Origin of the sequence: Paenibacillus pectinilyticus, assembly GCF_001700435.1 — a bacterium.
In the GTDB taxonomy this organism is placed as follows: domain Bacteria; phylum Bacillota; class Bacilli; order Paenibacillales; family NBRC-103111; genus Paenibacillus_E; species Paenibacillus_E pectinilyticus.
This window is the reverse complement of the sequence record NZ_LYPC01000027.1, coordinates 1,102,575-1,116,735: the sequence shown is the minus strand read 5'-3', so window position 1 is coordinate 1,116,735 and position 14,161 is coordinate 1,102,575. Positions and strand designations below refer to the sequence as shown.

The following is a 14,161-nucleotide window of genomic DNA, read 5'->3' as shown; positions in this document are numbered from 1 at the left end:
TTCCTCCTTAGCGTTTTTCGCCCTGCGAACTGCATCGAAAGCTCAAGCACTCTAACATAAAAAAGAACTATCATGGTTCACTTCTAGAGTGCCCTTAGAGGCATGGGGTTATGTACTACTCAAGAGGCGGGTTTAAATCTGGCTCTTGCTTTCATCGCAAATTGAATCCATGTGCGAATACCGCCTTTTACTTTGGCTGCTCGGAGCAGAAGTCGAACACCAGCAACAACGGCATACCAAACACGGATGCGTCCTGCAAAGCGGAACTCGGTTGCAAATTGCTTCTCATTATATTGCGGAATCACATCAATCCGCGGCTTCGCGATGAGTTTGACGTATCGGATTGAGAATCCTAAGAGTGATGACTTAATTCCCCAAACAGCCCCTGTCGTAATCGCCGTTTCAGGTGCATCCCCTACGCCCACGCGTGTAATCCATTTCAGTTCTGTACACTCCACTTTGGCAAGGGATTGTTTCATCCAACCATATAAATTCAAGGTATGTACAAGTACATCTTTGGCTTGTTTATAAAAGGAGATAACCTTATCTTTGGTAATATGGTCTCGGGATACATCCTTCAATTCAGAGCTGAACTTGCCTACCGTTTCTGATTTAATCATAATCCCCTGGGCAAAACCTTTAAACTGAATTATCGGGATAACATAGCGATAGCGCACCAGCCCAAATAGGGCACGCAGTTCTACCGAAAGTGTATCGTTATCCTTCACACGAGAAAAGTAAAACTCACCTCGCATATAGCTATACAGGACAACGACAACAGCGATAATGACGATCATTACGGCCAATCCAACCCACAACAACATCCACGCCTCCTCAGCCAAAAAAAACTCCACCTGCAAGAGTAATTCTTCTCGCAGGTGGAGTTAGTATGACCTTTAAAAGGAAATCAAATGCATGTTTGGATAGAGATCGAACACGTGAATTTACTCGCCATGTTCATCGCTGACATCTTCCAATGTTAATTGCTTCTGATCTCCGCCAAGGCGATCGAATAACATTCGCGTTTCTTCTTCCAAATCGAAATTACCTTGAAAGTTTGCAGAATCTGGCAGCTCTTGAATCGAACTAAGCCCGAAATACTCTAGGAATTGCTTGGAAGTTCCATAAAGGATCGGTCTGCCTACCGCATCGGCACGTCCAACCTCGGTAATGAGATCTTTGCTTGTTAAAGTAGCAAGAGCGCGATCGCATTTGACGCCGCGGATCTCCTCGATCTCTACACGTGTGATTGGCTGCTTATATGCCACAATAGATAATGTCTCTAATGCTGCTTGCGAAAGTGATGAGCGTGAAGGCGAATAGGCAAGACGCTCAAAATAAGGCGCATGCTCCGCTAAAGTCGTAAGTTGATACGAGCCGGCTACCTCCACGATTTGAACACCGCGTCCCTTACGCTTGAAATCTGTTCTCATATCCTTCAACAAATCTTTGATCACATAGGCATCAAGCTCCATCACTTCTGCAATCTGTTTGATATCCAGTCCTTCGTCGCCAGAGGCAAAGAGAAGTCCTTCAATAATTGATTTCATCTGTTGGAAGTTGAGTGTCAAAGTCAGTTCCCTCCTCTTTGGCTTGAATGACGATATCATCAAACAGCTGATTCTGATAGCATACGATTTTTTTCATTTTCATTAATTCCAAAATGGCTAGAAACGTCACGACAATCTCTTCTCTTGTCATTTCGTAGTCAAATAACCGTGAAAATAACAGCTTGCCGCCTCTTATTTTAAGCAAATCAACAACTTCGCGAATCCGCTCCTTCACAGATATTTCATCGCGGCGGATCCGGGCAACAACATTGCGATTCGCTAACTTACGCAGGGTGCGTTGAAAAGCAAAAAGTAAATCAGCTACATCCAGACCTTCTACGGGGTTCTCTTGAACCACATGCAGATAAGGTGTCAAATCTTCCGGTTCACGTGTATAAACGAGGCTGCGCTCCACTTCTTTATCACGAAGCATGTCAGCGATTGACTTATACTTCCGGTACTCAATCAGCTTCGCAACAAGCTCAGCACGCGGGTCTAGCGAGTCATCCATATCATCAAAATATTCGTCAAATTCAATCACAGGCGGCTTGGGTAAGAGCATCTTGCTTTTGATTGATAGCAAAGTTGCGGCCATGACTAGAAATTCACTCGTAATATCGAGTTCCAGCTCTTGCATAGCTTGTACGTACTCAAGGTATTGATCTGTAATTTCTTTGATCGGAATATTGTAAATGTCGAGTTCATTCTTATCAATTAGATGGAGCAATAGATCAAGGGGGCCTTCAAACGCTTCTAATTTATACGTAACCTTCATGTCGTTCTTCCCCTTGTCATAGTGAATAAATATGCATAATTACTTGTACAGCGTAAGGATAAATATGACTTAATGCCCTTTGCCCAATGGGCGTAACCAATAAAACGATTACAAGAATGAGTGCTTTTTTCTCCTGTTGTTTAAACCATGCTTGCTTGGCTGGAGAGACTAGACCTTTCCAAATAAACCATCCATCAAGCGGGTATAGCGGTAATAAGTGAATGAAGCCAATCATGACGTTAACGATGACACAATACTGCAAATAGACACGCCATTCTGCAATGGCGATGGATTCCGATCCCGTACCCAGTATACTAGGCAAGAAGAAATAGAGCCACCAGAAAAATAAAGCAAGTACCATATTCGTTAAGGGACCCGCCAAATAAACGAGCGTCTGCGAAAGTTTTCTTTTATGTGCTGGAAAACGATCGGGATTCACCGGCATGTTCTTCGACCAGCCATATGGCCCAAAAATAATCATCGCCAACCCCAAGGCATCTATATGTGCCAAGGGGTTCAGCGATAATCGTTTGCCATCGCGGGCTGTACGATCTCCAAGCAGCCAAGCGACTCCTGCATGTGCTGTATCATGCAGAGTCATAGCGATTAGAAATGCGAACAGCCGCGGCAGCAGTGATTCCAAATGATAATAAGACAGCATTAAGAAGTGAATTGCTTCGTCAAATTCGCCATCTCAATCGCAGTTACGGCAGCTTCCCATCCTTTGTTGCCTGCTTTCGTTCCTGCGCGTTCAACCGCTTGTTCAATGGAGTCCGTCGTCAATACACCAAAAATCGTAGGTACGCCTGTTTTCAAGTTAATCGCAGAAACGCCCTTCGCTACTTCACTGCACACATAATCAAAATGCGGCGTTGAACCACGAATAACAGCACCAAGGGTGATAACCGCATCGTATTTACCGCTCTCTGCCATTTTTTGCGCGATTAGTGGTAGTTCGAAAGCGCCTGGAACCCATGCGATGTCAATTTCATTTTCGAGGACACCGTGACGTTTAAGAGCGTCTTGTGCACCGCCAAGTAGTTTGGATGTAATGAACTCATTGAAACGTCCAACGACGATCCCATATTTCAAGTTTTGTGAAATTAAATGTCCTTCGTAAATCGTTGCCATGGTAAGAATCTCCCTTTCTGATGAAGCCTATTGGTTTGGATGTTGATGGTAATTCGAAGTTCAAGTTCTACTATTGTTAAATGCCTTTGCCTACATCGATAAAATTCAGCATATGGCCGAGCTTCTGTTGCTTGGTTTGTAAATAGCTAAGGTTATCTTTCTTGCTATCCATTTGAATCGGAACGCGTTCATCCACCTCAAGTCCATAACCTTCAAGACCTTTGATTTTACGTGGATTATTCGTCAGAAGGCGGAGCTTCGTGATGCCAAGGTCTTTCAGAATTTGAGCACCGATGCCGTAATCCCGAAGATCTGGAGCAAATCCAAGCTTAATATTCGCTTCTACCGTGTCAAATCCCTGCTCTTGAAGGACATAGGCCTTCAATTTGTTGATTAAACCGATACCGCGACCTTCCTGTCGCATATATAATAATACACCATTGCCCTCTTCATCAATCTGTTTTAATGCCGCATCCAGCTGAGGACCGCAATCGCAGCGATGAGAATGGAACACATCCCCAGTTAAACACTCGGAATGCACACGTACTAAGGTTGGTTTGGAAGGATCGATGGTTCCCTTAACTAAAGCAACATGTTCTTTATCATCAAGCTGATTCGTGTAGGCAATCGCTTTGAAGGTGCCGAAATCCGTTGGCAAATCCACTTCCACTTCGCGCTTCACTAGATTCTCTTGTTGGTTTCTAAACTGTATCAAATCCTGAATCGTAATGATGCGCAGATCATGCTTAGCGGCGATTTCCATGAGATCAGGAACACGAGCCATTGTACCATCTTCTTTGATAACCTCACAAATCACACCCGCTGGATAGGAATCACACAACAGTGCCAAATCAATGGCAGCCTCGGTATGTCCAGCTCTGCGGAGCACGCCGCCTTTCTTCGCGATCAACGGGAACACATGACCGGGTCTACGGAAATCCTGAGGTTTCGTCGTTGGATCAATCAAGCCTTGAATCGTTCTAGAGCGCTCATAGGCGGAAATCCCAGTACTTGTGTCTGTATGATCGACGGATACCGTGAAAGCTGTGCCATGAAAATCCGTATTCCGCGCTACCATTGGAGGTAAATCAAGTTCTTTCGCTCTGTCCTCCGTGATCGGTGTGCAGACAAGCCCGCGTCCTTCTTTAATCATGAAGTTGATGACTTCGGGCGTTGTTTTATCAGCAAGGGCGATAAAATCCCCCTCATTTTCACGATCCTCATCGTCCACGACAATAATCACTTTACCTAATTTCAGATCCGTAAGGGCCTCTTCAATCGTATTGAATCGAATAGGTTGTGTCATATTCACCTCTCCTAACTACTTACATAAAGCCATTATCCGCTAAAAAGCTAGCCGTTAACGTGCTTTTCTTAGGCTCCCCGCGGTGGGAAGTCTCGGATGGTCCAAATTTAAGCAATCGTTCCATATATTTTCCCAAAACATCGCATTCGATGTTGACCGTGTCTCCAGCTTTTTTATCATAAAGAACAGTCTGTGCCAGGGTGTGCGGGATGATGGAAACCGATACATCCTGATCTGTAACATCGACAACCGTCAGGCTTATTCCATCGATCGTAATCGAACCACCTGCAATAATATAGCGGAATATATGCGGATTCTCCGGTGCGAACCTGTACACAACAGCGTTCTCTTCCGGAATGCGAGAAAGGATCACTGCTGTTGCATCCACATGCCCTTGCACGATATGGCCGCCGAAGCGACCATTCGCTGCCATAGCCCGCTCCAAGTTCACACGTGTGCCGGATTGCAGCTTGCGAAGATTGGTCTTACGGTACGTTTCGGGCATCACATCAACAGAGAAGGAATCACTATCATAAGCAATGACCGTGAGACACACCCCATTCACCGAGATACTGTCCCCTAGATGGACATCTTCGAGTATTTTTCTGGCGCCAATGGTAAGAACCATGGCTTGCCCTCCACTATGAATGCGGCGCATGTGGCCGATTTCTTCAACAATGCCGGTAAACATGCCACTCCTCCATTCTCTAGCTCTTATACATCGGATAGCCGGTTATGCACACATCCGGTCCGAATTGCTCGACGCTCATTCTGTCGAGCGTAATGGCATCATCCATCTTCGCGAAGCCGTCGAAGTGGATGTTCACTGGTGCTGCTGCACCGCCGATAATTTTCGGCGCGAACATCAGCACCAGCTTATCAATCAGGCGCCGCTCCAGCATGGCGCCGTTCAACCGGCCTCCACCCTCGAGGAGGATGGAGCCGATCTCGCGCTCGCCCAGCTGCTGCATGGCGAGCGTCAGGTCCACCTGCGGGCCGTCCCCGCAGGTGAGGACCGTGATGCCGCGCGCTTCCAGCGCGGCACGCCGCTCTGCGGGCGCCTGTGTGCTCGCGAGCAGGATCGTCGGCTGACAATCCTGCTCGGTGAGCACGCGGGCGCCTAGCGGGACTCGCAGAAGCGAGTCCGCGATGATGCGCACCGGCTGCACAGCCGGCAGGTCGCCTCGCGTGCTCAAAAGCGGATCGTCGGCGATGACGGTCTGTACGCCGACGAGGATACCCTGGTGCTGGTGACGCAGGGTATGTACGTAGCCACGCGAGTCTGGGGATGTAATCCACTTGCTGTCGCCGGTTTTGGATGCGATGCGGCCATCCAGCGTGCTCGCGGTCTTCATCGTCACGAACGGCATCCGCGTGACGATGAATTTGTTGAAGGCTTCGTTCAGCTTCGTGGATTCCTCACCGAGCACACCAACACTGACGTCCAATCCATGCGCACGCAGCTTGGCAATTCCAGTCCCTGCCACTAACGGATTCGGATCCGTTGTAGCTACAACGACACGTTGTACTCCCGCTTCGATGAGCCGATCGCTGCATGGCGGCGTTTTGCCATAATGACTGCATGGCTCCAAGGTCACATAAGCGGTGCTTCCCTTGGCCTCCTCGCCTGCCATTTGCAAAGCAAGAACCTCTGCATGCCCATGACCACGTTTCAAGTGGGCACCCATACCAACAATACGGCCCTCTTTCACGAGGACACATCCTACAACAGGATTAATGCCGGTTTGACCTAGCGCACTCTCTGCCATTTGGAGCGCAAGCTTCATATAAGCCTCGTCGTTCAATAACAGCATGGATGTTCACCGCCTTCTGAATCCAGTCCTTGATATTTCATGCAAAAAAGCCCCTTCCGTGTTCGGATGGGGGCCAGAGATTGTTTAGATAACACGAATAAGCTTCAGCTACGCTGCCTGTTGCATTTTTGATCAAATCAAACAACACCGACGTGGTTGCCTTTAGGAAGACAGACCTGCCGAATTTTTGTAAGTGTGAAAAAATGAACAAGCATGCCAGCGAATTGGCATTCGCATTTTCCTTCTCCCATCCAGACTATACTGTCGGTCCCGGAGTTACACCAGGTCAACCGTAGCGAAGCTGTTGTCAGGTACCGCTAGCTTCACAACGGGTCACGGACTGATCGCACCCATGTACACGTACATGCGTACGAATCACCGCCGGTGTGGAATTTCACCACGCCCCGAAGGTTTTGCATACTAGTAAAGAGTGACATAACTATTTCGTAGTTACTCATTTCTTTATTACACAAAAATTTATCATTCACGCCATGAAAATGCAAGGCCTTTTTTCATTTTTATATGGAAATTCTGATCGGAAAGGTTGGATATTGAGCATTCATGGGCAATTAGCGTTGAATTTTAACACATAGGTACAACGACAAAAACTGCTCAGACCGAAGTCCGAGCAGTTCTATAAGTTGAAATTATACTTCTACAACTTCTACTTTTTCCATTTTGTCTTTGCCTTTGAAAGCATCAACAAGCTCCATACCTTTGGATACTTTACCGAACACCGTGTGTCCGCCATCCAAATGCGGTTGTGGTTGGTAAGCGATATAGAATTGGCTTCCACCTGTGTTACGGCCCGCATGCGCCATAGCTAGGGATCCACGCTCATGTTTGTTCGGGTTGATTTCACAGTTGATTTGGTAGCCAGGGCCGCCAGTTCCTGTTCCAGTTGGGCAACCACCTTGTGCTACGAATCCTGGAATAACGCGGTGAAAAACAAGACCGTTGTAGAAACCGGAGTTTGCTAGTTTTTCAAAGTTAGCGACAGTATTCGGTGCATCGTTCTCAAATAGATCGATAAGAACCTCTCCGCCACCTGCTAGTGTAATTTTTGCTTGTTTTGCCATGTGTGGTTCACTCCTTTAGGAAATAATATCTTATTCTACTATGAATGACGTCATTACACAAACGGAAGAAGGACCCGAGTGAGCTAGGGCCCTCCTTCCGTATCATATTCAACGAATTTATACCGTTTTGCTAACTTGTTTCATTCTAGCTGGGATGACATCATTCCCAACGATTTGTTCAAATGATTCACGATTTACAACAAGGTCGCTATGTCCGTCTTGGACGAAAACAACACCAGGTCTGCGAATACGGTTGTAGTTACTCGCCATCGAGTAGTTATAAGCGCCTGTACTCGATACGGCTAGAATATCACCCGATGCCACTTTTGGCAGGTTCACATCAAAGATTAGCATATCGCCGCTTTCGCAGCATTTGCCCGCGATGGAGACAATCTCCTCAGGCTGTTCTGTCGCCCGATTAGCAAGACCTGCCTCGTACACTGCTTGATACAACGCTGGACGCGGATTGTCAGTCATCCCGCCATCTACTGCGACATATTTACGCACGCCCGGTATTTCCTTCGTTGTACCGACCGTGTAAAGCGTCGTGCCCGCATCGCCTACGATGCTGCGTCCAGGTTCAACCCAAATTTCAGGAAGCGGATATCCGTTGCTGCCGAAATTCGTTTTGATGGCATCCGTAATCGCCTTAACGTACACAGCAACTGGAAGTGGTGTATCTTCACTCACATAGCGAATACCGAAGCCGCCGCCAAGGTTAATCACCTTGAAAGTGACACCTAATTCCGTACGCACTTGGATCGCGAATCCCGCCATTTTCTCCGCTGCCATACGGAAACCTTCTACTTCGAAAATTTGAGATCCGATATGCGAATGAATCCCTAATAACTCAACGTGTGAAAGCTCCGAAGCCTCTTGAATCGCACGGAAAGCGGAGCCATTCCCTAAATCGAAGCCGAATTTGGAATCCGTTTGCCCTGTGGAAATATACTCATGCGTATGCGCCTCAACACCTGGCGTAATGCGAAGTAAAATTTTCACTTTTTGCCGTTTATCCGCGGCAATCGCGTTAAGCATTTGAAGTTCAATAAAGTTATCCACAACGAAACAGCCGATCTTAGCGTCAATTGCCATTTCAATCTCTGAAATCGTTTTGTTGTTACCATGGAAATGTATACGTTCTGCTGGGAAGCCAGCTTGAAGTGCCGTATATAACTCACCATCAGACACGACGTCTAAGGACATTCCTTCTTCTTCTACAATTCGGCACATCGCCATCACACAAAATGCTTTACTTGCATATGCGACTTGAAATTTCAAGCCGGATGCTGTAAAAGCTTCCACAAACTCACGGCAGCGTTGACGCACAAGAGCCTCATCAAAGACGTATAAAGGTGTGCCATATTCGGCAACTAATTTCGTAGTATCAACACCGCCAATTTCGAGGTGGCCTTGGTCATTTATTTTACTGGTACCATGTAAGTACATAGCTATAGTTTCCCCTCTCTACTTGAACCTTCCCTTTGCCAATTTCCGCTAAAGAGGTTGCGCACATTACTAATAAAAGTACCATAGAGCACGCGTATTTGACAATACATGCGCCTAGAACAACCAAAAAAGGGCAGGAGTAATCCAGCCCTTTAATGATCTATGTTTTGGGTTGTCGTGTACCATCGATCGGTTTTGTAATACTAAGCCTTGTCTTGTTCGATAGAACGGGTCTGCGAAGGATGATAGAGAAAAAGCTTTTGGCATTAAATGGTATAAATGGCCACATATAGGGAGCGGTGTACGATTTGCGTGTGGTCAGGAAGATGAGCCATAATGTCGAACCGACCACGAAGCCCGTCACGCCGAAGATGGACGTCACGATGAGCAGTGCAAGCCTTGTTATTCGATTCGCTAAGCCTAATTCATAGCTCGGTGTTGCAAACATCCCAATGGAGGCGAGTGCCAAATACAAAATAACCTCATTGATGAACAGCCCGGTCTTAACCGCGATATCCCCAACTAGGATTGCAGCCACCAAGCCCATCGCAGTCGCAAGCGGTGTGGGGGTATGAACAGCAGCCATACGCATGAGATCAATCCCGATATCAGCGATCAGGAATTGAATCAGCAGCGGTAAATGACCTTCCTTCTGTGGTCCGAGAAATTCTAGTCCCGCCGGCTTTAGCGAAGGCTCCATCACCATCAGATACCAAAGCGGCAATAGAAATATAGACATCAGAATTCCCACAAAGCGGACCCATCTGAGATAGGTACCGATAAAAGGGGTATTCCGGTACTCCTCCGCATGCTGCACATGGTGGAAGAACGTCGTTGGCAAGATCATGACACTAGGCGACGTATCTACAAACACACAGACATGTCCTTCTAACAAATGGGCAGATACAACGTCAGGTCGTTCGGAATATCTCACCATCGGATATGGATTCCAGCCTTTATTAACCATGACTTCCTCCAACTGCTTTTCACCTAATGGGAGGCCGTCAATTTCAACTTCCTTTATCTTATCTTTAATGTCTTGAACAAGGGCTGCGTCCGCAATATCGTTAATATACCCCACGCACACATCAGTCTTTGTTCGTTTACCGATTTGCATAATTTCAAGTTTAAACCGCTCATCGCGAATTCGGCGTCTAACAAGGGTGACATTCATTAAGAGTGTCTCTACAAAACCATCGCGAGAGCCCCTAACGACACGTTCCAAATCAGGCTCTGCAATCGATCGTGCTGGAAAAGTTTTCGCATCAACAGCGATAGCCGTTGTCTCACCTTCAATGAAGAACGCTGTCCCGCCCATTAAAACTTGTCCCACAATCTCGGACATTTTTTTATAATGTTTCACTTGAATATGCGGAATGAGCTTCTCAATGAAAGTTTCCAACGTATGGTGTGAGACCGCTTCTTTATCGGCATAGGAAAGCCGCGTAATGATATCCGTTAGAACGGTATCCTTAGCGAAACCATTGCAGTAGAAGATGCCAACTCGCTTAGAGCCGAATACCATCTCCCTAAGTATAAGATCAAAACTACGGTTTAAGCCTACCCGTTCTTCCAAAACACGTTGAATTTCACGCAGACTCTTCGGTATATCCTCCTGAACCTTCAGTTTTTTCTCTTCAGCGGTCATGTTGGTAATGGGATTATAGGGGGAGAGATTACCTTCCGCATCTATGGCGAGTTTCTCATCTTGACCGTCTTTCGCTGCCTGCTTGCCTTGTTCATCCTCAGTTGCCGTAGAGTCGTTATCATCACCACGATGTCCATTTCTAACAATAAATTTCACTGGTGCGCCTCCTTCTTCCACCCGTTAATAAAATAACCATTCAAATAACGAGCCAAATACTTTCCCGAAAATCATGGCCATTAACAAAACAACCCTATAGGAATCCATTCCTATTCGTTTGGCCAAAATGGGCAGTACATTGACGATTTCTGTTAGTGCCGCTGCAAGCATGCCTACAAAGCAACCAGCGAACAAGCCAAAGAGAGCCGCTCCTGTGGGAAATAGATGCATATGCATATCACTGAAATCCACCCACGTGAAAACTAAAGAACCAAGTACAACCGCAGCCTCATAGGCATGGATTTTGGAGAAAGAGCGTGTGATCTGGGCTAATCTAGGTATGATATCGAGCACTACGAGAAAGGCAACCATGCCACTGCCAACTGTAATGCCGCCAGCTAAGCCGATAAACGCAGCTAAGAACGATTCCCCCATGAATGTAATCACTTCGCGTCGCCTTCTTCGTGAATTTTGGCGTACTCTTCCGTGATTACAAAATGATTAACATTTTCTTGATACATAAACATCTCAACTTCTAAAGGGCTTGGTTCTTCATTGAATTTCTTTTTGAACAAGTGATTAAAGAACAAGACCATCCCTACACCAATTCCAATTGAATATGGGATTTGCAATATGAGCGGATGCTCCACCCGCTTTCCTGTCATCAATTCATAAATACGTTGATGCACAGCGAGCATCGAAACATCTGCATGAAAGTTCATAATCGCCAGTCCCGAACCAATGAAGAGAAGTAACCACACAATCCCGATCAAGAGTGGGCTCGCTTTGCGATTATCTGTGTATATTTCAAGTAAGACATGCGGTTCGCCAAAATGTTCAACCTGAAGCTCTGGAAACAGCCCTTTCACTTTTCGGATGATCAGCAGCATATCAATGAGCACGCGATTTCCATCAGCTTGTTGAGGTTGATGAATGATCAATTCGTTCAAAGCTGGTTCATATTCATCATCTACAAATAATTTGGCAATATCGCGCAATCTCACAATGTGCCCTTTACGCACACGAGCTTTGCGACGTAGTCGTATGTACAACAGCTTGTTCACGGCCTCCACCATGGCTCACTCCTTTCAGAGCTTTACGCTATCAATCCTTCAAGAAATCATCCATGTATAGGAGTAGTATGCAAAATCTTTCCTTCGCATAATCAAGTCATCCATTGGTAAATTCTCCATGCATAAATGTGGAATTGGCATGGCATGTTAAGTAAGGAATACAGATTACTTATTCCATAAAAAGAAGGTGATAACATGGCAAAATTCGCGCTAACACTGGTCATCATCGGTGCGTTGAATTGGCTTCTAGTTGGGCTTTTCGAATGGGATTTAGTTTCAGCAATACTGGGCGGAGATTCACACCGTGAATCCTCAGCCATAAGCCGCGTCGTTTATACCCTCGTTGGTTTATGCGGGATTATCTGCGTGAGATTCTATTCCGTCAGCAATCGGTATACCGCACGCTAACCTAAGCTCAGTTCACAAGAAGAAAGCCGCTCATCGCCCATTCTGCCATGGGGTATTAGCGGCTCTATATGTGTACACGCAAACAAACCGTACTCCTGATAGAGCACGGCTTGTTCGGGTTAAGCACAATCGCTTTATGCTTTTATTGGGCAATCTGATCTTTAATGGACTGCAATATTTTCTTTTCTAACCTCGAAACCTGCACTTGAGATATCCCTAACCGGCTTGCGACTTCAGACTGGGTCTGGTCTCGGAAGTAGCGAAGATAGACAATGAGACGTTCACGCTCAGAGAGCGTTCCTATGGCCTCATTCAGGGCCAGTTTCTCAAACCATTTTTCCCCGGATTCATCCGAAATTTGGTCCATCAATGTAATTGGATCCCCATCGTTCTCGAACACGGTCTCATGAATGGACGAAAGCGGTTTATTCGCTTCTTGGGCGAAAACTACCTCCTCCGGCGTAATCATGAGTTCTTCAGCCACTTCTTTGATCGTAGGAAGTCTGCCCAAACGCTTAGACAGTTCATCCTTCGTTTTGCGAATCTTATTCGCCAGCTCCTTCAATGAACGGCTTACTTTGAGCGTACCGTCATCACGCAGGAAGCGTTGGATTTCTCCAATAATCATAGGTACTGCATAGGTTGAGAACTTTACATCATACGAGAGATCGAATTTATCAACGGACTTCAGCAGTCCGATGCATCCGATCTGGAACAGATCTTCGGCTTCGTATCCTCGGTTCAAAAAGCGCTGAACCACTGACCACACCAAACGGATATTGCAGCTGACAAGTGTTTCTCTGGCTAGTCCATCTCCGGATTGGCTGAGGGCGATTAACCGTTTGACTTCCGAATCGTCTAAATAACTATGAGAAGCATGCTTCAGATCAACATCCATAGATCCTACCCCTAATTGTATAAAGCTTTTTTAGATTCAATTCGCTTCAACATGTTTATTTTCGTTCCGATTCCGACGGCTGTCACAACTTCCACTTCGTCCATGAAATTTTCCATAATTGTAAAGCCCATTCCTGAACGCTCTAGCTCTGGCTTGGATGTGTAGAGAGGCTCTTTCGCTTGCTCTAAATCCGCAATCCCTTCGCCTTTATCTTCAATCGTTAAACGAATCGTGTCATCATCGATTTCAGCTGAAATGGTGATGACACCATCCGTTTGATTGTTATATCCATGTATAATCGAATTCGTTACGGCTTCCGATACCACCGTTTTGATATCCGTTAATTCATCTAACGTAGGGTCAAGCTGTGATACGAATGCGGCAACAGCTACACGTGCAAATCCTTCATTTTCAGAACGGCTAGCGAATTGAAGTGTCATAAAGTTACGTTCACTCATAAGGCAACCTCCAGACTGGACATTGCATTACGTTCGTTATCCTGAATCGATACGATCTTGAACATACCTGAGAGCTCAAATAGTCGATAGACGGCTGGTGACACATCACAAACAACCATTTTGCCGCCCTTGCTCGTAATTTGCTTATAGCGACCGAGAATAACACCGAGACCTGAGCTGTCCATAAAGGAGAGATCCTTTAAACTAAGAATCAGGTGGTGCGTTTGCTCTTTCGCAATCGCATCCTCCATCCTCGCCTTCACGCTATCCGCTGCATGATGATCCAACTCACCTTTTAGTCTAACAATTAGCGCTTTTCTGCCTTGCTCAAACTCAATTTGCAGGCTCACTAGGTTCACTCCTTCCCTGTCATGAACACTAGTTTCTACACCTGAGTTGGGATTTCCTGCCCCCCG

Annotated in this window: 17 protein-coding genes and 1 riboswitch; of the genes, 1 reads left to right on the top strand and 16 read right to left on the bottom strand. The window is 46.1% G+C overall.

What is annotated here, in order from left to right:
• Window positions 1-119: 119 nt before the first annotated feature.
• The 13 genes from A8709_RS26605 to A8709_RS26545 form a co-directional block, all read right to left on the bottom strand.
• The gene (locus tag A8709_RS26605) at window positions 120-824 is read right to left on the bottom strand and encodes a DUF2953 domain-containing protein (protein ID WP_065856824.1); all 705 of its coding nucleotides are present in this window, start codon (window positions 822-824) and stop codon (window positions 120-122) included.
• Between the two features lie 120 nt (window positions 825-944).
• Window positions 945-1,550 (bottom strand): SMC-Scp complex subunit ScpB, encoded by a 606-nt coding sequence (gene scpB, locus A8709_RS26600; RefSeq protein ID WP_084225452.1) that lies wholly within the window; start codon window positions 1,548-1,550, stop codon window positions 945-947.
• The gene (locus A8709_RS26595; RefSeq protein ID WP_065856820.1) at window positions 1,534-2,325 is read right to left on the bottom strand and encodes a segregation and condensation protein A; all 792 of its coding nucleotides are present in this window, start codon (window positions 2,323-2,325) and stop codon (window positions 1,534-1,536) included. Before A8709_RS26595 ends, scpB begins: the two co-directional genes overlap by 17 nt.
• A 16-nt stretch (window positions 2,326-2,341) precedes the next feature.
• Window positions 2,342-2,986 carry a site-2 protease family protein gene (locus A8709_RS26590; protein WP_065856818.1) on the bottom strand — a complete coding sequence of 215 codons (645 nt, stop codon included), beginning with the start codon at window positions 2,984-2,986 and terminating at the stop codon, window positions 2,342-2,344.
• Window positions 2,986-3,456 (bottom strand): 6,7-dimethyl-8-ribityllumazine synthase, encoded by a 471-nt coding sequence (gene ribH, locus A8709_RS26585; protein WP_065856815.1) that lies wholly within the window; start codon window positions 3,454-3,456, stop codon window positions 2,986-2,988. The genes A8709_RS26590 and ribH overlap by 1 nt, the downstream gene beginning before the upstream one ends.
• A 76-nt stretch (window positions 3,457-3,532) precedes the next feature.
• A complete protein-coding gene (locus A8709_RS26580; RefSeq protein WP_065856813.1) occupies window positions 3,533-4,762 on the bottom strand; it encodes a bifunctional 3,4-dihydroxy-2-butanone-4-phosphate synthase/GTP cyclohydrolase II in 1,230 nt (409 codons plus the stop codon).
• A 19-nt stretch (window positions 4,763-4,781) separates the two neighbouring features.
• Window positions 4,782-5,453, bottom strand: a complete 672-nt coding sequence (gene ribE / locus A8709_RS26575) for a riboflavin synthase (RefSeq protein WP_065856812.1) — start codon at window positions 5,451-5,453, stop codon at window positions 4,782-4,784.
• A 16-nt stretch (window positions 5,454-5,469) separates the two neighbouring features.
• Window positions 5,470-6,576: a bifunctional diaminohydroxyphosphoribosylaminopyrimidine deaminase/5-amino-6-(5-phosphoribosylamino)uracil reductase RibD gene (ribD, locus tag A8709_RS26570; protein ID WP_208607743.1), complete on the bottom strand. Its 1,107-nt coding sequence runs from the start codon at window positions 6,574-6,576 to the stop codon at window positions 5,470-5,472.
• Between the two features lie 235 nt (window positions 6,577-6,811).
• Window positions 6,812-6,992, bottom strand: a riboswitch (FMN riboswitch).
• A gap of 231 nt (window positions 6,993-7,223) precedes the next feature.
• Window positions 7,224-7,655 carry a peptidylprolyl isomerase gene (locus tag A8709_RS26565; protein ID WP_065856810.1) on the bottom strand — a complete coding sequence of 144 codons (432 nt, stop codon included), beginning with the start codon at window positions 7,653-7,655 and terminating at the stop codon, window positions 7,224-7,226.
• A 117-nt stretch (window positions 7,656-7,772) separates the two neighbouring features.
• Entirely contained in the window at window positions 7,773-9,104 is a 1,332-nt protein-coding gene (gene lysA, locus A8709_RS26560; protein WP_065856809.1) for a diaminopimelate decarboxylase, read from the bottom strand.
• Between the two features lie 160 nt (window positions 9,105-9,264).
• The gene (locus A8709_RS26555; RefSeq protein ID WP_065856807.1) at window positions 9,265-10,908 is read right to left on the bottom strand and encodes a spore germination protein; all 1,644 of its coding nucleotides are present in this window, start codon (window positions 10,906-10,908) and stop codon (window positions 9,265-9,267) included.
• 24 nt (window positions 10,909-10,932) lie between these two features.
• Complete coding sequence (locus tag A8709_RS26550; RefSeq protein ID WP_065857400.1) at window positions 10,933-11,343, bottom strand: stage V sporulation protein AB; 411 nt, start codon at window positions 11,341-11,343, stop codon at window positions 10,933-10,935.
• Between the two features lie 8 nt (window positions 11,344-11,351).
• The gene (locus A8709_RS26545; RefSeq protein ID WP_425262351.1) at window positions 11,352-11,981 is read right to left on the bottom strand and encodes a stage V sporulation protein AA; all 630 of its coding nucleotides are present in this window, start codon (window positions 11,979-11,981) and stop codon (window positions 11,352-11,354) included.
• Window positions 11,982-12,176: 195 nt separating this feature from the next.
• Between A8709_RS26545 and A8709_RS26540 the strand changes: the two genes are divergently transcribed.
• Window positions 12,177-12,389, top strand: coding sequence for a DUF378 domain-containing protein (locus A8709_RS26540; protein WP_065856803.1), 213 nt, complete (start codon window positions 12,177-12,179; stop codon window positions 12,387-12,389).
• A 142-nt stretch (window positions 12,390-12,531) separates the two neighbouring features.
• On the opposite strand, the gene sigF is transcribed toward A8709_RS26540, so the two are convergent.
• From sigF to spoIIAA, 3 genes are read right to left on the bottom strand one after another with little or no spacing between them, the layout of a single operon-like run.
• Window positions 12,532-13,287 carry an RNA polymerase sporulation sigma factor SigF gene (gene sigF, locus A8709_RS26535; RefSeq protein WP_028554229.1) on the bottom strand — a complete coding sequence of 252 codons (756 nt, stop codon included), beginning with the start codon at window positions 13,285-13,287 and terminating at the stop codon, window positions 12,532-12,534.
• 11 nt (window positions 13,288-13,298) lie between these two features.
• Window positions 13,299-13,745 carry an anti-sigma F factor gene (gene spoIIAB, locus A8709_RS26530; RefSeq protein WP_065856801.1) on the bottom strand — a complete coding sequence of 149 codons (447 nt, stop codon included), beginning with the start codon at window positions 13,743-13,745 and terminating at the stop codon, window positions 13,299-13,301.
• Window positions 13,742-14,095 carry an anti-sigma F factor antagonist gene (spoIIAA, locus tag A8709_RS26525; protein ID WP_065856799.1) on the bottom strand — a complete coding sequence of 118 codons (354 nt, stop codon included), beginning with the start codon at window positions 14,093-14,095 and terminating at the stop codon, window positions 13,742-13,744. Before spoIIAA ends, spoIIAB begins: the two co-directional genes overlap by 4 nt.
• Window positions 14,096-14,161: the final 66 nt, after the last annotated feature.